At 56.5% G+C, this 23,848-nt stretch carries 23 protein-coding genes; 11 read left to right on the top strand and 12 right to left on the bottom strand.

The genetic code is table 11. The annotated features are described in order from the left end of the window. Window positions 1–19: 19 nt before the first annotated feature. Entirely contained in the window at window positions 20–1,090 is a 1,071-nt protein-coding gene (locus CZ787_RS13185) for a metal-dependent hydrolase (protein WP_087109954.1), read from the bottom strand. A 276-nt stretch (window positions 1,091–1,366) separates the two neighbouring features. Here CZ787_RS13185 and gloA point away from each other — a divergent pair, with 276 nt between their 5' ends. Then, window positions 1,367–1,807: a lactoylglutathione lyase gene (gene gloA, locus CZ787_RS13180; RefSeq protein WP_087109952.1), complete on the top strand. Its 441-nt coding sequence runs from the start codon at window positions 1,367–1,369 to the stop codon at window positions 1,805–1,807. A gap of 19 nt (window positions 1,808–1,826) precedes the next feature. Continuing rightward, window positions 1,827–2,297 carry an META domain-containing protein gene (locus tag CZ787_RS13175; protein WP_087109949.1) on the top strand — a complete coding sequence of 157 codons (471 nt, stop codon included), beginning with the start codon at window positions 1,827–1,829 and terminating at the stop codon, window positions 2,295–2,297. Between the two features lie 145 nt (window positions 2,298–2,442). Here the strand turns inward: CZ787_RS13175 and CZ787_RS13170 are convergent, their stop codons facing one another. The 5 genes from CZ787_RS13170 to CZ787_RS13150 all read right to left on the bottom strand — a co-directional run bounded on the left by CZ787_RS13170 (window position 2,443) and on the right by CZ787_RS13150 (window position 9,874). Further along, window positions 2,443–5,289 carry a valine--tRNA ligase gene (locus CZ787_RS13170; protein ID WP_087109947.1) on the bottom strand — a complete coding sequence of 949 codons (2,847 nt, stop codon included), beginning with the start codon at window positions 5,287–5,289 and terminating at the stop codon, window positions 2,443–2,445. A gap of 63 nt (window positions 5,290–5,352) precedes the next feature. After that, window positions 5,353–6,543: an MFS transporter gene (locus CZ787_RS13165; protein WP_087109944.1), complete on the bottom strand. Its 1,191-nt coding sequence runs from the start codon at window positions 6,541–6,543 to the stop codon at window positions 5,353–5,355. 50 nt (window positions 6,544–6,593) lie between these two features. Further along, on the bottom strand, window positions 6,594–7,025 hold the full coding sequence (locus CZ787_RS13160; RefSeq protein ID WP_087109941.1) for a DNA polymerase III subunit chi: 432 nt from the start codon (window positions 7,023–7,025) through the stop codon (window positions 6,594–6,596). A gap of 69 nt (window positions 7,026–7,094) precedes the next feature. Beyond that, window positions 7,095–8,204, bottom strand: coding sequence for a branched-chain amino acid aminotransferase (locus tag CZ787_RS13155; protein WP_087109939.1), 1,110 nt, complete (start codon window positions 8,202–8,204; stop codon window positions 7,095–7,097). A gap of 152 nt (window positions 8,205–8,356) precedes the next feature. Continuing rightward, window positions 8,357–9,874: a leucyl aminopeptidase gene (locus CZ787_RS13150; protein WP_087109937.1), complete on the bottom strand. Its 1,518-nt coding sequence runs from the start codon at window positions 9,872–9,874 to the stop codon at window positions 8,357–8,359. A gap of 122 nt (window positions 9,875–9,996) precedes the next feature. On the opposite strand from CZ787_RS13150, the gene lptF reads away from it, so the two are divergent. The 5 genes from lptF to bfr all read left to right on the top strand — a co-directional run bounded on the left by lptF (window position 9,997) and on the right by bfr (window position 13,612). After that, on the top strand, window positions 9,997–11,070 hold the full coding sequence (lptF, locus tag CZ787_RS13145) for an LPS export ABC transporter permease LptF (RefSeq protein ID WP_087109935.1): 1,074 nt from the start codon (window positions 9,997–9,999) through the stop codon (window positions 11,068–11,070). Continuing rightward, entirely contained in the window at window positions 11,070–12,134 is a 1,065-nt protein-coding gene (gene lptG / locus CZ787_RS13140; RefSeq protein WP_087109933.1) for an LPS export ABC transporter permease LptG, read from the top strand. The genes lptF and lptG overlap by 1 nt, the downstream gene beginning before the upstream one ends. Beyond that, complete coding sequence (locus CZ787_RS13135) at window positions 12,127–12,576, top strand: RDD family protein (protein ID WP_087109931.1); 450 nt, start codon at window positions 12,127–12,129, stop codon at window positions 12,574–12,576. The genes lptG and CZ787_RS13135 overlap by 8 nt, the downstream gene beginning before the upstream one ends. Before the next feature lie 164 nt (window positions 12,577–12,740). Next, window positions 12,741–12,947, top strand: coding sequence for a bacterioferritin-associated ferredoxin (locus CZ787_RS13130; RefSeq protein ID WP_087109929.1), 207 nt, complete (start codon window positions 12,741–12,743; stop codon window positions 12,945–12,947). Window positions 12,948–13,126: 179 nt separating this feature from the next. Next, complete coding sequence (bfr, locus tag CZ787_RS13125) at window positions 13,127–13,612, top strand: bacterioferritin (protein ID WP_087109927.1); 486 nt, start codon at window positions 13,127–13,129, stop codon at window positions 13,610–13,612. A gap of 96 nt (window positions 13,613–13,708) precedes the next feature. Here the strand turns inward: bfr and CZ787_RS13120 are convergent, their stop codons facing one another. From CZ787_RS13120 to sodC, 6 genes are all read right to left on the bottom strand, one after another. Further along, window positions 13,709–15,472: an ABC transporter permease subunit gene (locus tag CZ787_RS13120; protein ID WP_087109925.1), complete on the bottom strand. Its 1,764-nt coding sequence runs from the start codon at window positions 15,470–15,472 to the stop codon at window positions 13,709–13,711. Window positions 15,473–15,485: 13 nt separating this feature from the next. Then, a complete protein-coding gene (locus CZ787_RS13115; RefSeq protein ID WP_087109923.1) occupies window positions 15,486–17,006 on the bottom strand; it encodes an ABC transporter substrate-binding protein in 1,521 nt (506 codons plus the stop codon). Between the two features lie 126 nt (window positions 17,007–17,132). Beyond that, complete coding sequence (locus tag CZ787_RS13110; RefSeq protein WP_087109921.1) at window positions 17,133–18,008, bottom strand: ABC transporter ATP-binding protein; 876 nt, start codon at window positions 18,006–18,008, stop codon at window positions 17,133–17,135. Further along, window positions 18,009–18,848: an ATP-binding cassette domain-containing protein gene (locus tag CZ787_RS13105; protein ID WP_254908625.1), complete on the bottom strand. Its 840-nt coding sequence runs from the start codon at window positions 18,846–18,848 to the stop codon at window positions 18,009–18,011. It lies immediately after the preceding gene. A gap of 227 nt (window positions 18,849–19,075) precedes the next feature. Further along, window positions 19,076–20,539: a carbon starvation protein A gene (locus CZ787_RS13100; RefSeq protein ID WP_087109916.1), complete on the bottom strand. Its 1,464-nt coding sequence runs from the start codon at window positions 20,537–20,539 to the stop codon at window positions 19,076–19,078. A gap of 201 nt (window positions 20,540–20,740) precedes the next feature. Next, entirely contained in the window at window positions 20,741–21,289 is a 549-nt protein-coding gene (sodC, locus tag CZ787_RS13095; RefSeq protein WP_087109914.1) for a superoxide dismutase family protein, read from the bottom strand. Window positions 21,290–21,460: 171 nt separating this feature from the next. Here sodC and CZ787_RS13090 point away from each other — a divergent pair, with 171 nt between their 5' ends. The 4 genes from CZ787_RS13090 to CZ787_RS13075 all read left to right on the top strand — a co-directional run bounded on the left by CZ787_RS13090 (window position 21,461) and on the right by CZ787_RS13075 (window position 23,796). After that, a complete protein-coding gene (locus tag CZ787_RS13090; protein ID WP_087109913.1) occupies window positions 21,461–22,234 on the top strand; it encodes a pseudouridine synthase in 774 nt (257 codons plus the stop codon). 12 nt (window positions 22,235–22,246) lie between these two features. Continuing rightward, window positions 22,247–23,140: a tRNA cyclic N6-threonylcarbamoyladenosine(37) synthase TcdA gene (gene tcdA / locus CZ787_RS13085; RefSeq protein WP_087109911.1), complete on the top strand. Its 894-nt coding sequence runs from the start codon at window positions 22,247–22,249 to the stop codon at window positions 23,138–23,140. Further along, a complete protein-coding gene (locus tag CZ787_RS13080) occupies window positions 23,137–23,355 on the top strand; it encodes a DUF1653 domain-containing protein (protein WP_087109909.1) in 219 nt (72 codons plus the stop codon). Before tcdA ends, CZ787_RS13080 begins: the two co-directional genes overlap by 4 nt. 144 nt (window positions 23,356–23,499) lie before the next feature. After that, a complete protein-coding gene (locus tag CZ787_RS13075; protein ID WP_087109908.1) occupies window positions 23,500–23,796 on the top strand; it encodes a contractile injection system protein, VgrG/Pvc8 family in 297 nt (98 codons plus the stop codon). The last annotated feature ends 52 nt before the right edge of the window (window positions 23,797–23,848 follow it).

Genomic DNA, 23,848 nt, shown 5'->3' with positions numbered 1-23,848 from the left:
GCGGTGCGGTGGCCACCGCTTAGCAGTGGTATTGAAGCGGGTCAGCGCGCCACTCAGGCGAGATAAAGTCGCTTGCACAAAGCGCCATGGCATCTCCAGCGGCCCTTGCTGCGAGACGCGACAGCATATTTAGCTGCAGCCCACGTGCGGTCTCGATCTGCTCGCTGACATCCACAGGTATCCATGTGTCATCCTGCAGCGCTGCGAGGGTGAAGCTGAACGGGTGAAAGCCGGGATAGCCCAGCCGAAGATCGGTAGCAATTAATGTTTCATGCCCCTCAATATTGATGGTGTCATAGCGCAAAAAAGGGCCAGTAAACCACATTAGCCGCTGGCCAAGCGGGCCCGCCAACGCACTCTCTTCAAGCGCTATATTGCGGTATAACGGCTCCAAACGTGGCTGACGCTTGCCATCAAATACGCTAATCAGACCTTCATAGTAGTGATCCTCATTGACCACGGTAGCCCGCCATAGCACCGTGTTAAAAGGGGTTGGTTGAACCAGTAAAGGCGCCTCCTCTAGCCCCATCTCGGCAAGAACCGTTGCCAGCCGGTGCTCAATGTTCAGCTTCGCTCCGGCTGCTAGTAATAAGTAAACGCTTGAGACAGCCAGCGCGGCCGTAGCGTACTTTTGTACCTGTTTTGACGCGATGCCTACGATTAAACCAATTAGAAGAGGCAGGGTGTAGAGCGGGTCAATGATAAATACAATCGGCCAAGCGACCGGTGATGTTTCTAGCGGCCAGAAGAGCTGCGTGCCATAGGTGGTCAGAGCATCAAGCAGTGGATGCGTGATTAGCGTGAGTGTAAAAAACCACCACCAGTGGATAAAGGAAATATCGCGTGCAGGGGCAAAACGGCTGCTAAGCAGGGCTAGTAACGTCGCGAGTCCGGTCAGTACAAATAACGAGTGGCTAAACCCCCGGTGCTCGGTCACATTAGCGATAGCATCGCCATAGTCCAGCGCTACGTCCAGGTCGGGCAGCGTGCCCATTAGTGCCCCTATGAGAATGGCTTTACGGCCCAAGCGCCGACCCAGCACCGCACCGCCAATCGCAGCGCCCAACGCCGCCTGTGTGATTGAGTCCACTAACGTCTCCTTTGAGATAGCCCTCAAATAGCACTATACAGATTTTTCTTTGAATTCGACCTTGTATACTAAATCTGTCTAATGGTTGGTTAAAGCAGGCCGTCATTTAAACCGATAGTGGTGTAGGTCGGGCTGAATAATGAGCTTTGATGAGCATTTGGGCATAAGCCATCTGATATGCACAAGATTTGCTGGTTAAGACCTATTCTGTTTCCATCCACATAATGGATATCCGCGTTAACATTCATTCACCGGTCTTAATGAAAAGGAAATAACATGCAGTTTTTACACACGATGGTACGTATCAGCGATCTGGATGCATCGCTTCACTTTTACTGTGACCTGCTGGGTCTTAAAGAAGTACGCCGTAAAGAGAACGAAAAAGGCCGCTTTACGCTGATTTTCCTTGCCGCCCCCGAAGATGAAGAGCGCTCTGCGCAGCTCTCCGCTCCCGAGCTTGAATTGACGTATAACTGGGACCCTGAAACCTATACTGGCGGCCGTAATTTTGGTCACCTAGCCTATCGGGTAGACGATATTTACGCGCTTTGTCAGAAGCTCCAGGACGCCGGTGTTACTATTAACCGCCCCCCACGGGATGGGCACATGGCATTTGTAAAATCGCCTGACGGTATCTCAATCGAGCTACTGCAAAAGGGTGACACGCTAGCACCTCAAGAGCCATGGGCTTCCATGGAAAACAGTGGTAACTGGTAAAACCTATAAGGTGACGATTATGTCCATGAAGACGTTAACGCTGCGTCATTGCTTGCTGCCCTTGTGTGTATCGGCGGCTTTGCTTTTGAGCGCATGCAGCAGTTCGCCCGCGCCTCAAGAGGGGCATGAAGCACCGAGCAGTGCGGAGCTTTCAGGAGCGATAGTGGATCAGCGCTGGGATCTTCTGTTGATCGGAACAGATGAGAAGTTAGCGTTTAATGAAACGCCATTTTTTGAAATCTCTAGCGATGGAACGATTGCCGGTTATGACGGCTGTAACCGCTTTACGGGGCAGATAAGCTTGGGCGAAGGGCACCGCTTCGATGTAAAAGAGCTGGCGAGCACGCGTATGGCGTGCCCCGATATGGAAAACGCCGCGCAGGTAACGAACATGCTGGAAGGCGCCTATCGTTATCTCATTGACCATGACCGGCTGGTCTTGTTCGGCCCGGATAGCCGAGTGCTTGGCGGCTGGCGAGAGGGAAGCTAGCATCATCGCAACAGCGCGTGGGAAGCGTGATTGACGAAGCCTGCCATAGCTTCGGCGTATACGTAGAGTTATAGATAAACTATAAAAAAACGCCCGGCTCCATTAAGAGCCGGGCGTTTTAAGCTGAACGAGTTACGCCAGCGGTTTACAGCGCTTCAATCTTGGTTTTCTGTTCTTGCAGCAGTTTTTTAGCCGACTGGAACTCGGCTAGCTTGCCGCGCTCTTTTTCGACGACGGCATCGGGGGCTTTAGACATAAACCCGGGGTTGCCCAGTTTTTTCTCAATGCCGCCAATCAGCTTGTCCTGCTTCTCGATCTCTTTATTCAGGCGGGCAAGCTCGGTGTCTTTGTCGATCAAATCGGCCATCGGCACCAAGACTTCCATATCGCCGACAAGCTGCGTTGCTGAAAGCGGGGCATCGTTGGGGTTTTCAAGCCAGGTCGCGCTTTCCAACTTGGCCAGCTTGGCCAGGAAATGGCGGTTACTTTCCAGGCGCTTGGCATCTTCCGGTTTGCCCTTGGTTAACAGAACGTCCAGCGGCTTGCCGGGGGAAATATTCATCTCGGCGCGAATGTTACGCACGGCGATAATGACGCCTTTGAGCCATTCGATATCGCGGGTGGCCTGCTCGTCGATCTTGTTCTCATCGGCTTCCGGCCATGCCTGAAGCATCAATGAGGTGCCTTCGCCCATAAACGTGCCCGCGAGGGGCGACACGCGCTGCCAGATCTCTTCTGTAATATAAGGCATCATCGGATGCGCCAAGCGCAGAATGGTTTCCAGCACGCGCACCAAGGTACGACGTGTGCCGCGCTTGGCTTCAGCGGAGGCATTTTCATCCCACAGCACCGGTTTGGAAAGCTCGAGATACCAGTCGCAATACTCATTCCAGACAAACTCGTAGAGCGCTTGTGAGGCGTGGTCGAAGCGGTATTCGTCCATCGCCTTGGTCACCTGGGCTTCTGTCTTCTGCAGCTCGGAAATGATCCAGCGGTCGGCCAGCGATAGCTCAACCTCGCTGCCGTCGGTGCCACAATCCTCGCCTTCTGCATTCATGAGCACGTAGCGCGAGGCGTTCCACAGCTTGTTGCAGAAGTTGCGGTAACCTTCCAAGCGGTTCATATCAAATTTAATATCGCGCCCAGTGGTGGCCTGGGAGAGGAACGTAAAGCGCAGCGCATCGGTGCCATGGGCTTCAATGCCGTCTTTAAATTCGTCCTTGGTCGCTTTGGCAATCGCCTTGGCTTTTTGCGGCTGCATCATGTTGCCGGTGCGCTTTTCAAGCAGTGCATCCAGCGTAATGCCGTCGATAAGATCAATCGGGTCGAGTACGTTGCCCTTGGATTTGGACATCTTCTGTCCCTGCCCATCACGTACCAGACCGTGGACATACACGGTTTTGAAGGGCACTTGGTCGGTGAACTTTAAAGTCATCATAATCATCCGGGCTACCCAGAAGAAGATGATGTCAAAGCCTGTCACCAACACGCTGGTGGGGTGGAAGGTTTCAAGCTCCGGGGTTTTTTCTGGCCAGCCAAGCGTGCCAAAGGTCCATAAACCTGAGCTGAACCAGGTATCCAGAACGTCTTCGTCCTGGGTGAGCACCAGGCCCGCATCCAGGCCATGTTTTTCACGTGCTTCGGCTTCGCTGCGGGCAACGTACACATTGCCTTCTGCGTCATACCAGGCCGGAATACGGTGGCCCCACCACAGCTGACGGGAAATACACCAATCCTGAAGGTCGCGCATCCATGCAAAATACATGTTTTCGTAGTTTTTAGGGACAAACTGAATGTCGCCGTTCTCTACGGCTTTAATCGCTGGTTTGGCCAGCGACTCAACGGCCACGAACCACTGGTCGGTAAGCAGCGGCTCAATCACATCACCCGAGCGGTCGCCATAGGGCAGAGTGTTGTTGACGGCTTCCACCTGCTCCAGCAGGCCAAGTGCGTCCATGTCGGCGACAATCTGTTTACGCGCTTCAAAACGATCAAGGCCTGCGTACTTGGCGGGCAGGCTAGCGTCTTCTTCAGGCTGGGGCTGGCCCTTAAGGTTGAAGATTTCCGCCTGTTCAAGAATCGCGGCGTCTTTGGAAAAAACGTTGATCAGCAGGTGGTTCTGGCGCTTGCCGACTTCATAGTCATTGAAGTCGTGGGCCGGGGTGATTTTCACACAGCCCGAACCTTTCTCCATATCGGCGTGTTCGTCGGCCACTACAGGGATGCGGCGGCCCACCAGCGGTAGCTCAATAAACTTGCCCACCAGCGAGGCGTATCGTGCATCTTCTGGGTTGACTGCAACGCCGGTATCGCCCAGCAGGGTTTCGGGGCGGGTGGTGGCAACCACGACATAATCCTTGCCATCGACGGTTTTAACGCCGTCGGCCAGCGGATAACGGAAGTGCCAGAAGCTGCCTTGCTGCTCCTTGTTCTCCACTTCCAGGTCGGAAATCGCCGTGTGTAGCGTCGGGTCCCAGTTGACCAGCCGCTTGCCACGATAAACCAGTTTCTCCTCATGCAGACGCACGAAGACTTCCTGAACGGCTTTATAGAAACCGTCATCCATGGTGAAGCGCTCGCGACTCCAATCAACGCTGGCGCCCATGCGGCGTAGTTGGCGGGTAATGTGCCCGCCAGACTCTTCCTTCCACTCCCAAACTTTATCAATAAACGCATCGCGGCCCAGGTCGTGGCGCGTTTTGCCCTCTTCTGCAGCGATCTTGCGCTCAACCAGCATTTGCGTGGCGATACCGGCATGGTCGGTGCCTACCTGCCACAGCGTATTGTTACCCTGCATTCGCTTCCAGCGCGTCAGGGTATCCATGATGGTGTCCTGGAATGCGTGGCCCATGTGCAGGCTGCCGGTGACGTTGGGCGGCGGAATCATGATGGAGAAAGGCGCGCCCTTACCCGAAGGGGCAAAGCGGTTATCGGCTTCCCAGCGCTTATACCAGCGGGTTTCAATCTGTTCGGGTTGGTAGGTCTTTTCCATGGGGAGTCGGCTCACAACGTGCAAAAAAATGGTGACAAGTATAGCGCGATAAGAGGCAGAGCGTCAGGCCTTTGCCGAGGGGAGATGTAACCCACGCATCGCGATTAAACCCAACACAGGGCCTGGCAACAACCACCAGATAACCGCCACGCTCTGGCTTGCCCAAAGGGCGGTTACCAAGGCAATGGAGGGAATGGTCAAACCAAAGCCGATAGCGTTCATCATGGCCAAGGCCGCGCCCAGCCGCTCAGCGGGCGCGTGGGCCGATGCCAGCGCCGAAAACTGCGCTGAATCGGCAATCACGCTAACGCCCCAAACGCCCAGCAGCGCCAGCAGTAACCAAGGTGAAAGGCCGCCCAATAGAGGGTAAACCAGGCAAAGTACGCCCGATGTTAATAGCGCCACAGAAGCAACGTGGGCGCTACCCGCTTTCCGGCTCCACCGACCTGCCCACACGCAGCCAGGCAGGCCAAGGGCAATAACGGCAAAGCTTAGCCACGGCTGAAGGCTTGCTGACGCATTGACCCGCTCAAGCTCGCGGCTAACCAAAAAAGGCACCAGTGCCCAGAATGCATAAAGCTCCCAACAGTGGCCGAAGTAACCCAGTGCGGCCTTGCGAAACTGACGCTGCTTGAACGCACCAAGCCCGGCCCAGGGGCGTCCGCTTCCGGCTTTAGCGGGCAGGTGGGGCCCAACGCCTAGCCGGAAAACCATCAACGCCGCGACCAGCGCCAACAGCGATGCCAATAGCAGTGGCCATTGCCAGGGCAGGTGCAACGTTAATCCGCGCAGTAAATGGGGAGAGGCGATGCCTAGCGTTAACATGCCGACAAGCCAGCCCAGAGCCGCGCCCGCATGCGAAGGTGTCCAACTCACCACCAGCTTCATGCCCAATGGGTAGATGCCTGCCAGGCAAAGGCCGGTGGCAAAGCGTGCCACTGCCGCCAACGTTATGCTGTCGGCAACGCCAATAAACGCCGCGTTGATAAGCGCACCGAGCACCGCTGACAGCGCAAACAGGTGGCTTGCCCGCATGTGGTCGGCAAGGCCGGTAATGGCAATTAGTAGCGTGCCGGTGATAAACCCGGCCTGCACCGCGATGGTCAGTAAACCGAGATCACCTTCACTAAGACCCACCACCTCCTGTAATGCCAAGCCAACGCCATTAACGCTAAACCACAGCGAGGTGCCAAACAGCTGAGCAATAACAATCACAGCGAGCGGATGGCGAGTTAAAAAAGAGGCAGACATCATCATACTCTTCCGCTAATTCGTTATTGTTAGGTGCAAAAGTTGTGGAAGCATTACCCAAGCTTATGCGGCACCACTTCATGCCCAAGCTCTTTATAGCGCTGCCAGCAGGCGCGTTTGGCGACCAGAACGTGTTGATGCTGGTTGATAATTTCGGCAACGCGCGCATAGCGCTCAACGCCATCAGGAATATCGGGATGCAGATTGAGAAGCGCGGTTTCTTCTTTGGGCGTAGGCAGGGTTTGCCAGCCCAGCGTTATCGGTACGCTGGCCGCCATTTCACTGTCTTCAAGCGCGTGGGGCAGGTAGGCGTCTTCGCGAAAATTCCACAGGGCCGCATCAGCCTGCTCGGCCAAGGCCTTGTCTTCGCAGTGAAGGTGAAGCCGGTACCCCTTACGCCAAATGGTTTCGGCCAGCTTACAGGCGAATGCCAAACGCGCTTCCAGGGTGGTATCCGGGAGGATATAAAAATCGATGCGCGCCATAGCGGCTCCAGCTCTTTCAAAACGCGTTTAAAACAGTGCCGCCGCCATGGCTGGCGGCGGCGGGAGGCATTACACTAACCGGGTGAGCCAGCCGTGCTTGTCTTCACTGCGCCCGTACTGCACGTCGAGCAGCTTTTTACGAATGCGCATGGCCACGTCGTTGCCGCCGTCGCCGTTCAGGCGAATACGCTCATTTTCCGTCACCAGCTCGCCCACCGGAGTGATGACCGCCGCGGTTCCGCAAGCGAACACTTCGGTAATTTCGCCGGAAGCCGCGCCTTCGCGCCACTCATCAATGCTGATTGGGCGCTCTTCGGGCGTTAAGCCTTCATCTTTCGCAAGCGTGAGCACTGAGTTGCGGGTAACGCCTTCCAGAATGGTGTCGGTCAAGCGTGGCGTCACCAAGCGCCCATCCTTGAAAACAAAGAACAGGTTCATGCCGCCCAGCTCTTCAACCCATTTGCTCTCCTCCGCGTCCAGAAACGCCACTTGGCCGCAGCCGTGAGCTTCAGCTTCTTTTTGCGCGGCCAATGAGGCCGCGTAGTTACCGCCGCACTTGGCAAAGCCGGTGCCGCCGGGGGCTGCCCGCTTGTAGTGCGAGGAGAGCCAAATCGAAACGGGGCTGATACCGCCCTTGAAGTAGGACGCTGCCGGAGAAGCGATCACGTAGTAGTCGACTTCGTGAGCCGGGCGTACGCCTAAAAAGGCTTCAGAGGCGATCATGAACGGGCGCAGATACAGGCTGCACTCGTCGGTATCGCTTGACGGTGTGGGCACCCAGGTATTGTCCTGGGCCAGCAGCGCCTTGATGGAACCAATGAAGTCTTCGTCGGAGAGTTCCGGCAGTGCCAGGCGGCGGGCGCTGCGGCGAAAACGCTCGGCGTTTTTCTCAGGGCGGAAAGTCCAGACCGAGCCATCGGCATGACGGTAGGCTTTGATGCCTTCAAAAATTTCCTGGCCGTAATGCAGAACCGATGCGGCCGGATCAAGCGTCAGCGGGCCGTAGGGGCGTACCTGGTGGCCGTGCCAGTCGGCATCTACCGTCCAGCGGATATTGACCATATGGTCGCTGAAATGCTTGCCAAAGCCTGGGTTGGCCAGGATGTTGTCACGAATGCTGTCGGCCGTTGGTTGATTGGACGGCAGGATTTCAAAACGAGTCGTAGAGCTAGTGGGCACGGCGTGTTTTCTCCGCTAGAGCCAGGCCCCGAAGGGCGATATAAGCGTGTCGTTAGCGTAGCGCGTGCCATAAACGATAGAGCACACGCTAATACTTCCAGATTTAACGGTTGTGGCACTCAAAGGCAACCATTGAGCGCGCGATCGTGCGATTAGTTGACGCTGGTTTCTACTTGGGCATCGGCTTCACGGTCCAACAGGTACTGGGAAAGCAGGCCTACCGGACGGCCGGTGGCGCCTTTCTGTTTGCCCGAGTGCCAAGCGGTACCGGCGATATCCAAGTGCGCCCATGGGAAATGGTCGGCAAAGCGCGATAAAAAGCACGCGGCGGTAATTGTACCTGCCGGGCGCCCGCCAATATTGGCCAGGTCCGCAAAGTTGGATTCCAACTGCTCCTGGTACTCATCCCACAAGGGTAAATGCCAGGCGCGGTCCCAGGAAGCTTCACCGGCCTCCAGCAAATCGAGCGCCAGGTCGTCATCGTTGGAGAGCAGGCCCGTCGCGTGGTGGCCCAGGCCAACAATTACCGCGCCTGTTAGCGTGGCGATATCGACAACGCTTGCTGGTTTAAAGCGCTCGGCGTAGGTCAGTGCGTCGCAAAGTACCAGGCGGCCCTCGGCATCAGTATTAAGCACTTCAACCGTTAGACCTTTCAGCGTTTTAATAATATCGCCAGGCTTGGTGGCAAGGCCATCGGGCATGTTTTCTGCAGCGGCGACAATAAAGACCAAATTGAGCCTGGGCTTGAGCGTAAGCATTGTCTTCACGGTGCCGAATACGCTGGCGGCGCCGCACATGTCGAATTTCATTTCGTCCATGCCTTCGCCGGGTTTCAGCGAAATGCCGCCGGTATCAAACGTGATCCCTTTGCCTACCAGGACGTGGGGGGCTTCTTCACTCTCCGTTGCACCGTTGTACTTCATGACAATCAAGCGCGTAGGTTCGTGGCTGCCTCGGCCAACCGACAGTAGTGAGCCCGCGCCGAGGGCATCCAGCGCCTCTTCGTCGAGAATATCCACCTCTAACGCGCCGTTGGATGTCTTGCTCAACTGCTCGGCCTGTTGGGCAAGGTAGCTTGGCGTGCACACATTGCCAGGTAAATTGCCCAACGTACGGGCGTAGTTGATGCCTTGGCCAATCGCTGCGCCAATCTGGGCGCCTTGCTGGGTAAGCGTCGCGTTTTCAGGCTCGCTAAAAAGCGTGAGTGCGTTAAGGCGCGCTAAAGGCGCTGGCTGCGACTTAAACTGGTCAAAGCGGTAAACCGCGCGTTCTGCGGCCTCCAGCACCTTACGCGCTTTCCAACTGCTGTCGCGGCTTTCAAGAGGAACATCATTAAACGCGATGCTTGCTTCGTCGACGGGCAGCTTGGTCAGCGCCACCATGGCCGCGTCCAGCGCTTTTAAAAAGGCGCCTTCCTGGCACTTTTCGCGCTCTCCGAGGCCTACTAACAAAAGCCGTTCTGCGCAAAGCCCCGGCGCGAAAGGAATCATCTGTACGTTGCCAAGAGCAGGATCGAAATCGCCGCGCTCAAGCAACTGACCGATTAAACGTTCACTGGCGTCGTCCAGGCTGGCGGCCGTGGGCAACAAGTCGCTACCTTTAAACATGGGGATGACGAGACAAGCCGTTTCGGTTTTGGCCGGATTGGCGGTCTGAACGGAAAATTCCATAACGTCTCCAACAAGACAAGCATCGAGGGATTCGGGATAATGCCCCGTACTGGGTGTTGGGTTAGTGTACCCAAGCCATGGGCGCATTGCATGGCATCCTGCACGATTAGCCGGAGAGGGCATTGATTTTATTTCGGTACTTAACTCGCGAAGTGTTACTCACCATGTCGGCTGTGGCAGGGATCTTACTGCTGGTCATTATGGGCAGTCGTTTTATTCGTTACTTCTCTGACGCGGCGGAGGGAGATATCCCCGTTACCATTCTGGGTAGCTTGATGGTGTTTCACCTACCTGGCTTTATGGAACTGGTGCTGCCGCTCGCGTTTTTTCTGGGCATCCTGCTGGCCTATGGCCAAATGTACATGAACAGCGAAATCACCGTGATGGTGGCCTGTGGCATGAGCCCTCTGCGGCTGTTGCGAGTAACGTTGCTGCCCGCCTCGGTAGTGGCGGTGCTGGTGGGCTTTTGTAGCTTGTGGCTAACCCCCGCTGGGGCGTTGCAAACGGCAGCGACGCTTGAAGAGCAGCGCAGCCGGTTGGATGTATCGGTACTGGCGCCCGGGCGATTCCAGGATTTCGGTGGTGGGCGTACCGCTTATATCAGCGATTTCAGCAGCGACGGCACCGAGATGCAGGAGGTGTTGGTTCATGAACGGCCTAATACAGAAAATCCACATAGCTTTGTTACTCGGGCCGGTTCGGGGTATCAGGAAACGCGCGTTGAAACGGGCAGCCGCTTTTTAATATTGGAAAATGGCGAGCGTTACGGTGTGGTGCCGGGCCAGCAGGATGCTCAACGGCTAACGTTTGAACGCTATACGATGCGCCTGGGGTTAAGTCGCGGCCTTCAGGAGTTTGATTCTATTGAGTACGCTACCACCGCGGCGCTTTGGGATGATCCTAACCCACGCGCCCAGGCGCAGTTTCAGTGGCGTACCGGCTTGCCGTTCATGGTCTTTGTATTAGCGCTCATCGCCCAGCCGCTTTCTCGGGTGAACCCACGCCAGGGCCGGTTTGCCAAGCTACTACCGGCGGTATTTTTGTATGTGGCTTATTTGAGCTTACTGCTTGCAGCGGTCGATGCGATTGGCAGTGGAAAGCTCTCGCCATTGGTTGGCGTTTGGCCCGTGCATCTCTTGTTTTTAGGCCTCGGCTTGCTGCTTTTGTGGCGCTCACAACGTAAGGGGATGCGCTAATGCTGGCTGATCGTCTGGATCGTTACATCGCTCGCAACGTGCTGGGGGCAATTATCGTTGTGCAGTTCGTCCTGCTGGGGCTGGATATCACCATTGCCTACATTGGCGACCTGAGCGATGTACAAGGGAATTTTACCGCGCTTGATGTGTTTCTCTATCTGCTGATGCGCGTGCCTTGGCGGTTTTATCAATACGCGCCCGTAGCGGTACTGATAGGCGCGCTCATTGGCTTGGGAAGTATGGCTTCCAGCAACGAGTTGACCGTGATGCGTGCTTCAGGTCGTTCGCTGGCGCGCATCGTCTGGGGTGTGATGAAACCGGTGTTGCTGGTGGTTGTGGCCGTGCTACTGGTTGCTGAGTTTGTAAGCCCGCGTACCGAGCAGTTTGCCGAAGCGTGGCGGCTTGAGCAGCGCCAAGGGGAAAGTGCTCAACCCGCCAGCCGTAGCGGCTGGCAGTTTGAAGGCGACAGCGTTTACCGATTTGGTGCCATACGGGCCGATGAGGTCGTGCTTGATTTAACCCGCTACCGGTTTGATGGGCGCCGCTTGGTGGAAGCCACCCACGCTGACCGGGCGCACTGGGAAGAGGGCGCCTGGCGGCTTGCAAACATCACCACGACACGTATCTATGATGACCGCACTGAATCCGACTATCAGGCCAGTGCTGTTTGGGAAACACAGATTACGCCGGTGCAGTTAGAGCGGCTGCTGCGCTCGGTCGATAGTCAGGCACCCAGCGAGCTATGGGCGTATGCACGCTACCTGCAAGAGCAAGGCTTAACGGCGGATCAACCGCTGTTGTACTTTTGGCAAAAAGTCTTAATGCCCCTCACCATGGGATCGCTGGTATTGATAGCGGCGTCCTTCGTGTTTGGCCCGCTGCGTACTGTGGCGGCAGGGACTCGCGTCTTTTATGGCGTCGTGACCGGGCTGTCATTTAAATATATGCAGGATCTGCTTGCGCCAGCATCGACGATCTTTGGGTTTTCGCCCGTATGGGCAGTGCTGGTGCCAACACTCGCCTGCGCTGCTGTTGGGGTTTACTTCCTGCGCCGTAATGGCTGATGTCATGTGCGCTGGTTTAGGTCGCCGCCTGGGGGCTCTGCTCTACGACAGTGTGTTGGTAGTGGCGCTCTGGCTGACCGTAACAATCGTCCATCTGGCTTTTTTTCGACTGGTGTTGGGGCAGCCCGTTGAAGCCGTGGGTGCTTCTGCGCTATCGGTTTGGAGCCTACGCGCGCTGTTACTTGTTTCCGTCACTTTTTTCTTCTGCTTTTTCTGGTCTCGTAGCGGTATGACGCTGGGTATGCAGGCATGGCATCTGCGCGTGCAAACACCGAACGGGCAAAGAATTACGCTTAAACAAGGCCTTGTTCGCTGTGCCACGGCTTGGCTCTCGTTGGCGGCGCTGGGCATGGGCTATGGGTGGGTGTTTGTCGATAAGCAGCGGCGTAGCTGGCCAGACATCGCCTCCCATACCTGTACGGTGGTAGTGCCAAAACGCTAGGACAAAAAAACATTAGTTTCTTCGCAACTAAATAACTAACAAGCTGAATTGAATACTAAAAGCTAAATGCTAAGGGCAATCACTGCTAAAGAGCATCTGTTTTTACTTGCAAAGATGTATGCGAATCATTTACATTCACCTCATGTGATTAATGAGGTGTCGCCATGTACGTTTGTGTGTGCAAGGGAGTAACCGATCATCAGATACGTCAGCAGGTGAGCGACGGAGCGCGCAGCTGGCGAGAAGTGCGTGAAGCCACCGGCTGTGCGACCCAATGCGGCAAGTGCGCCTGTATGGCTAAATCGCTAACGCGTGAAGCGGTACAAAATGCCCGTTTGGAAGCCGATATGAGTCTCGCTTACGCCGTATGACGCGAATCACTCTTGTTAGAGTTATCGTTAGCAAATAACTGATTTGTTTGAATTTTTTGATCTCTTCTTTATACTCTCAGAAAGCTGGGAGTATGCCTTTTCGTGGCCTATACTCCTTATTAACGTAACTATTTGATTGCTTAGATGAACTCTCAGCATTACAACGAAAAGGTGACGTCATGAAAGGTGATCCCCAGGTAATTCAGCATCTCAATAAAGCGTTGGGCAACGAACTTATCGCTATCAATCAGTACTTCTTGCACGCCAAGATGTACAAGGATTGGGGCCTAAAAGCGCTCGCCAAATGGGAATATGACGAGTCCATTGAAGAGATGCAGCACGCCGATAAGCTAATTGAGCGCATCCTGTTCCTGGAAGGTATTCCTAACCTTCAGGACTTGGGCAAGCTGCACATTGGCGAAAACGTTAAAGAGATGCTCGAAAGTGATCTGCGTATTGAGCACGACGGCCGTAACGATTACATCGAAGCCATCACTTATTGTGAAAGCGTTAAAGACTACGTTTCACGTGATTTGCTGCGCGATCTGCTCGCCGATGAAGAAGATCATATCGACCATATCGAAACCGAGCTGAAGTTGATCGAGCAGGTCGGTATTCAGAACTACATGCTGCGCCAAATGCAGCTGGCGGGCGACCACGAGTAAGCATTACTCCTGGAGTCGCGCTTATTCGCCACCGCCCAACAAAAATGCCCCCGACACTGTCGGGGGCATTTTTTTGCCTGTCATGAGTGCTATTGCCTAACGGACGGGCTTGCTTGAACCCACAAAACTTGAAAGCGATACCGCCAGTACCGAGAGCAGCACCAGCGCCAGCGCAGGAATCAGCACCGCCCAAGGGGCGCGTTCAATGTATGGCATGCCTTCTGCCAACACTAACCCCCACTCTGGCGAAGGTGGCCGTGGCCCAAGACCCAAAAAGCCCAGTGCCGCAAGCGCCAGCGCAACCCCAGGCAAGCGCAGCATGGCGTGGCGAAATACCGGGCCAATCACCGCAGGAAGAATATAGCGGCCCATCAACCGAAGCTGCCCCACCCCAAGAAGTGGCGTTATGCGTACGTGGGGCTGGGCTTTTGCCTCGGCGACCAGCGCTGCTGTATGCGCCGCCAGCGGCGCCCAAGCCACCGCTGTAACCGCAATAACGGCGCCGCTGGTGCTGGGCCCCATCAAACCGGCCACGATAAGACCTGCAATGGTGGGCGGCGTTGCCTTGGTAATCTCAATGGGGCCGGTGGCAAGCTTGGGTGCCAGGCCAATCAAGAGCCCCAGAATCAGCGTGAAAAATACCACTGCAACCGCCATGCCAATCGTGGAGAGCGCACCATGGGCCACGCGGGCCAGAATATCGCGCCCAGTGCCGTCCGCCCCTAGCGGCAAGCCCAGGCTGGGTGTTTCCAGGCGCATAAAGGCCGAGCTAAACGGATCTCGGGTAATGCCTGCGACCACCAGCACACACAGCAGAAGGACCGCGATGGTCGGGACGATCCACGCTCGACGCGACACGCTCTGTTCGGAGTGGGCCACGGGCAGTGCGCCCAGCCGAAATGCCCGGCCGAGCAGCAGCGCGCGACCAATATTGGCAAGGCTGCCCAGCACAATCGCAATCACCAGCAGAATAAGAATGCCGGTTTGCAGTGCAGGCATGTCCTGGGCCGAGGCTGCCCCCAGCGTTGCCCGGCCAAGGCCCGGAATCGAAAACACCTGCTCAACGGCTATCGCACCGCCGGTTAGGCCGACCATGACCATACCCACCTGGGGCATAAGGCTTGGCAGCGTACGGCGCAGAACGGAGAGCGTAATACGGCGATGAGAGAAGCCCGCCACACTCCAGGTCGCCACCCAGCGCTCGGTAAAGGTGGCCGAGAGGCCATCGCTGAACAAACGGCCCAGCAGCCCGCCTGCGGGAAGCCCCAGCGCCAACGCTGGAAGCACCGCGTAGTTCAAACCCCGCCAGCCATAGGGCGGCAGCCAGTTAAGCCAGGCGGCAAACACTACCAGAAGCAACGAGGCGAGCAGGAATTCTGGCAGCGCCGTTAATGCCGCGCCCACGATGCCAGACGAGCGGCTAATCTGGCCACGCAAACCTTGCCGCACCACTGGCAGGCAAATAAGCGTTGCAGTAACAACAGCCACCAGCATGGCAAAGCTCATCAGCAGCAAGGATACCTGGGCACTCTTTAGCATGCCGGGCAGCACCGGTGCGCCTGAAATCCACGAGTTGCCCGCATCGCCATGCAAAAGCCCCAGCAGCCAGTGCTGCAGCATCTCCAGCGGCCCGGATTCCAGGCCCAGCTGGGCACGAATGGCCGCCAGCGCTTCAGGCGTTGCCTCCTGCTCGGCAGAGCGCGCCCGCAAGATGCTGAGCGCCGGGTCGCGGCCTGAAAGCCAGGGCAGTAGGCCCACCAGAGCCACAACGCCTGCCAGCATCACTAGGCGTGACAACAGGGGAATAAACGGCTCAATGCGTAAGCTGCGCCACAAGGTCTGCGATGTTGCGTTAATCATGCGTGGCGCGCCTTCAGGACTCGCTATCAGTATCGATAGCGGTTTTTTCGGTGATCAGCATGCGCTCACGGGGGTCGCGTTCGGCATTGCTAACCCGTGCCGATTCCCCCTGAATGACTCGCTCGTGGAGCATCGGGATCGCCGCATCGGTGCGCAGAATGGCGGCTTCAGCGTCGATAATCGCTTGGCGGCGTGCCTCACCGGTGGGCTGCTGTGAGGCGTTGGCAAGTGCCTCATCAACGGCCGGGTCGCAAAGCTGGGCGATATTGAAAGAGCCCTCGCAGGCGAAGTCGCTGTACATGTAGGCCACCGGGTCGCCAGAATCCAGCACGGTGGCACGCGACAGAATAAAGGCATCAAACTCACCGGCTAACGCGTCGGATTCAATATGCGCATACTCGCGCACTTCCTGCGTCACCTTGAAGCCAGCCTGGGTCAACTGCTGCTCAAGCAGGACGGCGACTTCCGGCAGCTCAGCGCGATCGGTAAAGGTCGCCAGAGTGATTTCGACGCCCTCTGGTGCGGTAGGCGCGGTACGGTCGTCTATTGAGGTACGGTAGTCGCTTGCCCAGGCCAGCGCCGGACCCAGCAGACCTTCGGCAATATCGGCACGGCCTTCGTAAACGGTCTTCACAATGGACGAGCGATCAATCGCTTCACGCGCGGCCGCTCGCAGGCCGGGGTCAGCCATGGGGCCTGATTGCGTGTTCAGATACAGCGTGTTGGTGCGCGGCATGGGCACTTCGTGCACCAGCGCCTGGTCCAGCAGCGCCACCTGCGACACCGGAATGGCTTCTACTACATCGGCAGTGCCGGTTCTCAGGGCCGCAGCGCGCGCCGTACCGTCGGATACATAATCTGCATCAATGCCGGCAATGGCGGTGGGCTCGCCCCAGTAGCCATCGAACCGGTCAAGCGTGGCGCTGGTGGTGCCGTTGATCTCTTTCAAAACAAAAGGGCCGGTGCCCGCTTCGATGGGATTCACCCGGCCATCGTCGCCGTAGGCGCTAGCGGCTAGAATCGCCAGCTGTGGGCTGGAAAGTCGGTTGGCAATCAGCGGGTCGGCTTCCTCGGTACGTACCAGCACGGCATTGTCACCATCGGCTTCAATGGTCATGTTGACGCCGTCCAGAATACGCGGCTTGGGGGCTGCTTGAGTGGCGGCTGTCAGGGAGTTCACGACGTCGTTGGCGGTCAGCTCGGTGCCGTCGTGGAAAACCACACCGTCACGAATCACAAAGCGCCACGTCTGCTCGTCCACCTGCTCCCACCCGGTCGCCAGGAATGGCTGAGGATCACTGTTGGCATCCAGGCGAATCAGGGTTTCAGCGCTACTCCAGCGCGATAGTTTAAACGCGTCGTCGGATAATGGGCTCAATCCTGAGCGCGGCGGCTGAAGCATTGCTACGCTAATTCGCTCGTCGGCGTCTGGCGAGGCAGAGGTGTCATCACGCTGGTTATCAAAGCAGCCAGCGAGTAGAAGCGGTGCGGCCAGGGCAACGGGTAACGGTAGGCGAAGCTTGCGGCGTAGCATTGGGGAGTCTCCATGTCAGGAATAGAAGTAGACGTTAAAAACAGCCGCCAAACGTTCGTAAGCAAACGCTTAGACGCCATGTTGGCGAAACGGGTTTTAGTCGCGGATAGGTTGTTTATAAGCCCGCTATAAAAGCGCCCCCACGTCCGCCGGATGACAGTGCGGGTAAGCGCAGGTAGGCAGTTGAGAGACGGCCTTGATCAAATCAAGCGTGATGGGGTGGCGAGGTGTGCGCCAAAGCTCAGTGGTAGGACGGTCTTCAACAATCCTGCCGTCGTCCATTACCAGGGTGCGCTTGCAAAGGCTGGCGACCACGGATAAATCGTGGGACACCATCAGCAGGCCTGTGCCGTTCTCATCGCAAAGCCGCTTCAGCACGTTAATCACCTGAGCGCGCACCGGCAGGTCAAGTCCGCTAAGCGGCTCGTCGGCCAGTAAAAAGCGCGGGCGGGTAGCGATGGCTCGGGCAATCGCCACCCGCTGCGCCTGGCCGCCGGAAAGCTCATGGGGTTTGCGGTCTAGAAACGGGGCACCTAAACCCACTTGCTCAAGCGCTTCCTGGGCACGCTCAACTGGGTCGCACGCTACCTTGAGCCGAATCAGCGGCTCGGCAACCAGCGCGCGTACGCTCATTCGTGGGTCAAGCGAAGAAGCCGGGTCCTGGGGAATATACTGAACCGCCTGGCGGTACCAGCGCAGGCGGGCCGTGGACGCGGGGCGCACCGCTTTATGCTGGCAGGTAATCGATCCGCTATCAGGTGCTTCAATGGCTAGAAGCGAGCGTAGTAAGGTAGTTTTGCCTGAGCCGGACAAGCCCACCAGCCCCACGCGCTCGCCGGGGTAAAGCGTAAGGTCAACATCATTCATGATGCGTTTACGCTCACCTGCCCGCCAAAATACCTCACGCGGTAACGTGACGCTTTTATTGAGGCCGCGTGCCGAGATAAACGCTTCTCTGCCAACAAATGTTGTTTGACTACCCAAGGGTACGGGGCTTTGCATCTAGGCGCTCTTTAAGTAGTCAACGGGCATTTGCTCAGCAGAATCCGTGAGTTCTGCTGGCTGTACGCTATGCGCAGCGGCCACCAACTCTTGAGTAAAGCGGTGTTGTGGGGCGGTAATCAGCGTATCCAGCTCACCGCTTTCAATCATGACGCCGCGCTCGATAACCACCGCGCGTTGGCACAGCTGAGCGGCGGCGTGAAGGTCGTGAGTGATAAACAGCAGAGACGTGGCCGTTTTGCCGGTATGTTCGCGCAGGGCGCGGAGTACCTGCGCTTGGGTGACGACATCCAGTGCGGTCGTAGGCTCATCAGCAACGAGCAACGAGGTTTTACAGGCCATGGCAAGCGCGATACACACGCGCTGGCGTTGACCACCGGAAAGCTCGGCAGGCGTGCGTTTTATCAACCGCTGCGGGTCAGGAAGACCCATGGCTTCCAGTAACGCAATAACAGCCTGCATGGCCGCTTTACGTGATAAGCCGTGGTGGCGCGTGAAGGGCTCGCGCAGCTGGGAGCCGATAGTCACCAGCGGGTTGAGCGCCGAAAGCGAATCCTGAAACACCATGGAAACACGGGTTTCATTGCGCCGCTGTGCAGCAGGGGTGTGAATAACGTCCTGGCCAAGAAGGCGAATGCTTCCCTGTACCTGAGCATTAGGTGGCAAAAGCCCTAACACCGCTTTCGCGGTAAATGATTTCCCCGACCCCGATGCGCCCAATAGGCATACGCGCTCATCGGCCATCACGTCAAAGGAGAGGCCATCAACCACCGGCTGTTGATCAATTTGAATGCGCAGATCACGCACGGATAAAACGGGGTCGCTGCACATTGCCAACATCTCAAATCAGGCCATTAAATCGCTATTAATGGTTATGATATAACGTTTTCTATGGGGTCGACAATATACCGTAATAAAATCCGGGGGCAGAGGAAGAGAGTAATAGAAAGAGCAGGCGCGGGAGTGATGAAAAACGTAGCAGAGATGACAAAAGGATAGGCACAAAAAAAGCGCTGACGGTGCAGCGCTTAATGCTTGCCGGGCAGCAGGCTGCCCGGGGTATGGATTTATTTGGAGGAGGCCGCGAGAACGTCTTCACTAAAGTTAGTGGCAGGCTCATCAACCGTAAAGGTCGCACGGCTCAAACGACGTACACGCTTCATAAACAGGGCGATGCACACCAGCGTACCCATTGCCGCCACCACATAGCTCACCTGCAGCGACAGGCCAAAACCAATGGGCGCATAGGCGATATAGGTAAAGGTGGCCATGGTCATGAAGACCGCCGGAATTGACGTAATCAGGTACGGTTTGCGCGATAGCACCAGATACATCGTGGCGACCCATAGCGCAATCACGGCGGTGGTCTGGTTTGCCCAAGAGAAGTAGCGCCACAGTAGCGTGAAGTCCATGTGGGTGAGTGCGTACGACACGACAAACAGAGGTACGGCAATCAGCAGACGCTTAACGATCGGGCGTTGATCAATTTTCAGGTAGTCGGCAATGATCATGCGTGCGCTACGAAACGCGGTGTCGCCAGAGGTGATCGGAAGAACGATAACGCCCAGTATCGCTAGCGTGCCGCCTACGGCGCCAAGCATAGTAGTGGACACTTCGCTTACCACGGCCGCAGGGCCGCCCGCCGCCAAAACGTCAGAAAGGCTTTGGTCTCCGTGGAACAGGCTCATGGCTGCTGCTGCCCAGATCATGGCGATAATGCCTTCGGTGATCATCATGCCGTAAAAGATTTTGCGCCCGCTGGTTTCGTTTTCCGTTGTGCGCGAAATAATGGGCGTTTGGGTGGCATGAAAACCCGAAAGCGCGCCGCAAGAAATCGTTAAAAACAGTAGCGGGAAGATAGGTGCGCCTTCCGGATGCATATTTTGGAACGAAAGCTCAGGGATCGGCGCGCCCGTCACGATCATGCCAATGCCGATACCCGCTGCGCTGAACAATAACAGCGCACCAAAGTAGGGGTAGATGCGGCCGATCACCTTATCAATCGGTAGTAGTGTCGCAATCAGGTAGTAGACAAAAATCGCCATAATAATCAGGGTAAGTGATATCGGCGTCATATTGTCCAGCAGCGCGGCGGGGGAGGTGACAAATACGGTACCCACCAGCAACAGTAGTAAAATCGCAAAGCCGTTAACCACGTGCTTCATGATTTTACCCAGGAACTTGCCCGCCAGTTGAGGCAGGTGAGCGCCGTGGTTGCGAATCGAGATCATGCCCGTTAGATAATCATGCACCGCACCGGCAAAAATACACCCAACCACGATCCAAACGAAGGCGACCGGACCGTAAAGTGCGCCAAGAATAGGGCCAAAAATGGGCCCGACACCGGCAATATTAAGTAGTTGGATAAGCGAGTTACGCGTTGTGTTCATCGGTACGTAGTCGATGTTGTCACGCATACTATAGGCAGGCGTTTGACGCTTGCGATCAGTGACAAAGACCCGTTCAACGAATTTACCGTAGGTAAAATAACCCACGATTAACAGCAGTATCGAGACGATAAAGGTAATCATGTTGGGCACTCAGTGGTCAGGGGATAGTGAAAGACGACAGATGAAAAATCAGCTAGGGCGCTGATTAGTTGGCAGAATGTACAGTGTCGTTAAGAAAACCGCTTTAAGACTTTAGTGGCCCACTGAGCGTCATGGCACACATCAATATGAAAACGGGCAGCCTTAGGCTGCCCGGTCATCTTCTTGCGTAACGTAAGCGCGTTATGAAGGTGTCACACCGCAGAGCATACGCGCACCACCGCCACCCAAGTGTGGCTCGTCTTCATACGTGTCGCCGCCCTCATGAATAATCAGGGCGCGGTCTGTTATGTCGTCCATGCTAAGCCGAGGTGCCAGCACGGGCAGGTTCGCTTCCCCATCGTCGTTGACGGTCAGTACCGGCAGGTCACCCAAGTGGCCTTCGCCGTAAGGACCTTGGTGAGTATCGGTATTGTCCGGGTCGTAGTGGCCGCCGGCGGCCTGGGCAGCGGTCATTTCGCCGTCATCGTTTTCGGCCGGTTCGCAACTGGGGTTTTCATGCAGATGAAAGCCATAAATACCCGGCTCTAGACCGGTGATGGAAGGCGTCAATAACACACCCCCGAATTCGGAACTTTCAATTGTCACGGTACCGAGTGCATCGTTTACACCTTTGGATGTTACCTCGTGCATATTCACTTCAAGCGATTCGCTCTCATTTGTCTGAGCACTAGCGGTAGTGGCCAGTAGCAGAGCTGCGGCGACACCGGTGAGCGGAGCTGAATAACGCATCGTTCGTTCTCCTTTCCTGTTCCGTGGAAGCCCCCGAAGGGGTGCCTTTACAAGGTAGTTGCCGAGTCCCCATGTTGCCAACGCTGGCTGGCTAGCTTTAACATAACTTCACGGATGACATCTGCCTGCCCAGCCGCGACAATAGCGCCTCGTTTTTACCCAGGAAGTGCTATGTTGCCGCTTAGAATCCTCTATCAGGATGAGCACCTTGTCGCCGTGCATAAGCCCTCCGGGCTTTTAGTACACCGCTCGGCGCTGGCACGGGGTGAAACGCAGTTTTTGTTGCAGCAACTGCGTGACCAGATAGGCAAACGCGTTTATCCCGTGCACCGGCTGGACCGGCCAACGTCGGGCGTTATTGTGTTTGCCCTCTCCTCGACTGTCGCCGGGCTTTTAAGCGAAGCGTTTAGTGAACGTCAGGTCGAAAAGCGCTACTTGGCGGTGGTGCGTGGCAAAGCACCTGATGAGGCGCGTCTGGACTATCCGCTACGTGAAGAGGATGGCTCGCGGCCTAAAGCAGAAATGCCTGCGATGCCCGCCATGACCGATATACGCCGCCTGGACAGTGTCGAGCTTCCCGTTCAGGTCGACCGCTACCCGGTAGCCCGTTATTCGCTTGTGGAAGCGCGCCCACTCACTGGGCGTCGCCATCAAATTCGCCGCCATTTATCGCGGCGCGGTTACCCCATTATTGGTGATGCCAAGCACGGTAAAAGCGTCCATAATCGTTTTTTTGCCGACCAACTGAATGCGCCACGCTTGTTGTTAGCGGCCATGCATTTAGCCTTTGATCACCCCGTGCTGGCTAAACGGGTTGCGCTAACCTGTGCCCTGGATGACACCATGACCGCCTTGTTCCATCATTTAGGCTGGGCAGGCCACCTGCCGTTGGACAGCGTGTGGACACCGCCGCTGACAGCGCCCTCTGCCCTTCAAATGCTTTAAAAAGAGCTTGCCATGTCTACTACGCCTTCACTTCCACCGGTTACCCCGGCAAGTGCTGAGCCAGCCTCTGCTGGCACGGCTTTTAACGATTATGCTTCTAACGACTATGAGTTCCGTTTTGGCGGTATTCGACGCCTTTATGGGCAGCGCGCGGCCACCGCGTTTCGCCATGCGCACGTGGTGGTGGTGGGCGTAGGTGGCGTAGGTAGCTGGTCGGTGGAGGCGCTGGCGCGTTCAGGTATCGGTAAGCTTACCTTGATCGACCTGGACGATGTGTGTGTCTCCAACATCAACCGTCAGCTGCACGCGCTGGACGGCACCATCGGCCAGCCCAAGGTAGAGGTGCTGGCTGAACGCTGTCGCCTGATTGCGCCGGAAATCGACATTGTCGCTGACACCGCATTTGTCACACCCACGAACCTGGCCGAGCGCATTCCCGAGGACGCCGACCACGTAGTGGACGCTATCGACAGTGTTATCGCCAAGGCCGCGCTGATTGCCTGGTGCAAGCGGCGTAAAATCCCGATTACCGTGACCGGTGCCGCCGGTGGGCAAACCGACCCCACACGTATTCAAGTGGCCGACTTAACCCGTACTGAGCACGACCCGCTGTTATCCAAAGTGCGCTCGCGCCTGCGCCGGGATTACAACTTCTCGCGCAACCCCAAGCGGCGCTTCTCGGTCGAGTGTGTCTACTCCGACGAGCAACTGGTGTATCCCGGTAGCGACGGTGAAGTGTGCCTGCAAAAGCCCGGCAGTGGTGATGCCACCCGGCTGGACTGCGCCTCCGGTTTTGGCGCCGCCACGTTCGTCACCGGCACGTTCGGCTTTGTAGCGGCCTCCAAAGTGCTCGAACGCTTGGCTAAAAAAGCCAACCAGCCAGCCACTCAGAAGGAAAGCCAATGACCGCCCCTGTTCCCGGTATTTACCGCCACTATAAAGGCGCACTTTACGAAGTGGTTGGCACCGCCCACCACAGCGAAACCGAAGAGCCGCTGGTGGCCTACCGCGCCCTTTATGGGGAGTACGGTTTGTGGGTGCGCCCGCTTGAAATGTTTATGGAGACGGTTACTAAAGAGGGCCAGACCCAGCCGCGCTTTGCGCTTGAGAAGGCGTTTTAGTAAAAGTTAACTTTGGTTATGTAAGAGATATCTTACAAGCTTGTAAGACATTACCGCCACGTATTGGTCAGGCCTTGCTCTGTTGATCCTGGTCGCTATCCTCATCGCTCCTATTGACGAGATAACAATCCAGGGAGCGGGCGGATGGCAAATGGAAATGGTCTTTACTTCACTCTGACGCTTCCGGGCGAGAGCAGCGTGGCGGTGGTCGATTTCACCTATCGCGAGGCGCTCTCACAGCCTTTTGAACTGGTGCTCAATCTGGCCAGCCGAGATGGCAGCCTGGACGCCACCGAGATGCTGGATCGCAACGCCACGCTAACCATCTGGCAGTCGGGTGAAGCGCTACGCCAGGTGCACGGCATCATCAGTGAGTTTGCTCGCGGCGACCGTGGCCACCGCCGCACCTTTTACTCCCTGGTACTTCGCCCCGCCCTATGAACTGCACCCCAAAAGTTGGACACTCATCCAACGATTGGGGTGTTTTTCATGG

The sequence above is a fragment of the Halomonas citrativorans genome (genome assembly GCF_900163645.1).
Classification (GTDB): Bacteria; Pseudomonadota; Gammaproteobacteria; order Pseudomonadales; family Halomonadaceae; genus Vreelandella; species Vreelandella citrativorans.
Note: the sequence above shows the minus strand (reverse complement) of the source record. Positions and strands in the feature narration are given on the sequence as shown.

Excerpts from the sequence above, each read along its gene's own strand:
- CZ787_RS13135 (WP_087109931.1), top strand. The coding sequence starts at position 12,127 with ATGGCTGATGTCATGTGCGCTGGTTTAGGTCGCCGCCTGGGGGCTCTG.
- CZ787_RS13105 (WP_254908625.1), bottom strand. The coding sequence starts at position 18,848 with ATGTTGGCAATGTGCAGCGACCCCGTTTTATCCGTGCGTGATCTGCGC.
- bfr (WP_087109927.1), top strand. The coding sequence starts at position 13,127 with ATGAAAGGTGATCCCCAGGTAATTCAGCATCTCAATAAAGCGTTGGGC.
- CZ787_RS13165 (WP_087109944.1), bottom strand. The coding sequence starts at position 6,543 with ATGATGTCTGCCTCTTTTTTAACTCGCCATCCGCTCGCTGTGATTGTT.
- CZ787_RS13080 (WP_087109909.1), top strand. The coding sequence starts at position 23,137 with ATGACCGCCCCTGTTCCCGGTATTTACCGCCACTATAAAGGCGCACTT.
- CZ787_RS13170 (WP_087109947.1), bottom strand. The coding sequence starts at position 5,289 with ATGGAAAAGACCTACCAACCCGAACAGATTGAAACCCGCTGGTATAAG.
- lptG (WP_087109933.1), top strand. The coding sequence starts at position 11,070 with ATGCTGGCTGATCGTCTGGATCGTTACATCGCTCGCAACGTGCTGGGG.
- CZ787_RS13150 (WP_087109937.1), bottom strand. The coding sequence starts at position 9,874 with ATGGAATTTTCCGTTCAGACCGCCAATCCGGCCAAAACCGAAACGGCT.
- CZ787_RS13100 (WP_087109916.1), bottom strand. The coding sequence starts at position 20,539 with ATGATTACCTTTATCGTCTCGATACTGCTGTTAATCGTGGGTTATTTT.
- sodC (WP_087109914.1), bottom strand. The coding sequence starts at position 21,289 with ATGCGTTATTCAGCTCCGCTCACCGGTGTCGCCGCAGCTCTGCTACTG.
- CZ787_RS13090 (WP_087109913.1), top strand. The coding sequence starts at position 21,461 with ATGTTGCCGCTTAGAATCCTCTATCAGGATGAGCACCTTGTCGCCGTG.
- CZ787_RS13175 (WP_087109949.1), top strand. The coding sequence starts at position 1,827 with ATGTCCATGAAGACGTTAACGCTGCGTCATTGCTTGCTGCCCTTGTGT.
- CZ787_RS13120 (WP_087109925.1), bottom strand. The coding sequence starts at position 15,472 with ATGATTAACGCAACATCGCAGACCTTGTGGCGCAGCTTACGCATTGAG.
- CZ787_RS13115 (WP_087109923.1), bottom strand. The coding sequence starts at position 17,006 with ATGCTACGCCGCAAGCTTCGCCTACCGTTACCCGTTGCCCTGGCCGCA.
- CZ787_RS13075 (WP_087109908.1), top strand. The coding sequence starts at position 23,500 with ATGGCAAATGGAAATGGTCTTTACTTCACTCTGACGCTTCCGGGCGAG.
- CZ787_RS13110 (WP_087109921.1), bottom strand. The coding sequence starts at position 18,008 with ATGCAAAGCCCCGTACCCTTGGGTAGTCAAACAACATTTGTTGGCAGA.
- CZ787_RS13130 (WP_087109929.1), top strand. The coding sequence starts at position 12,741 with ATGTACGTTTGTGTGTGCAAGGGAGTAACCGATCATCAGATACGTCAG.
- gloA (WP_087109952.1), top strand. The coding sequence starts at position 1,367 with ATGCAGTTTTTACACACGATGGTACGTATCAGCGATCTGGATGCATCG.
- tcdA (WP_087109911.1), top strand. The coding sequence starts at position 22,247 with ATGTCTACTACGCCTTCACTTCCACCGGTTACCCCGGCAAGTGCTGAG.
- CZ787_RS13160 (WP_087109941.1), bottom strand. The coding sequence starts at position 7,025 with ATGGCGCGCATCGATTTTTATATCCTCCCGGATACCACCCTGGAAGCG.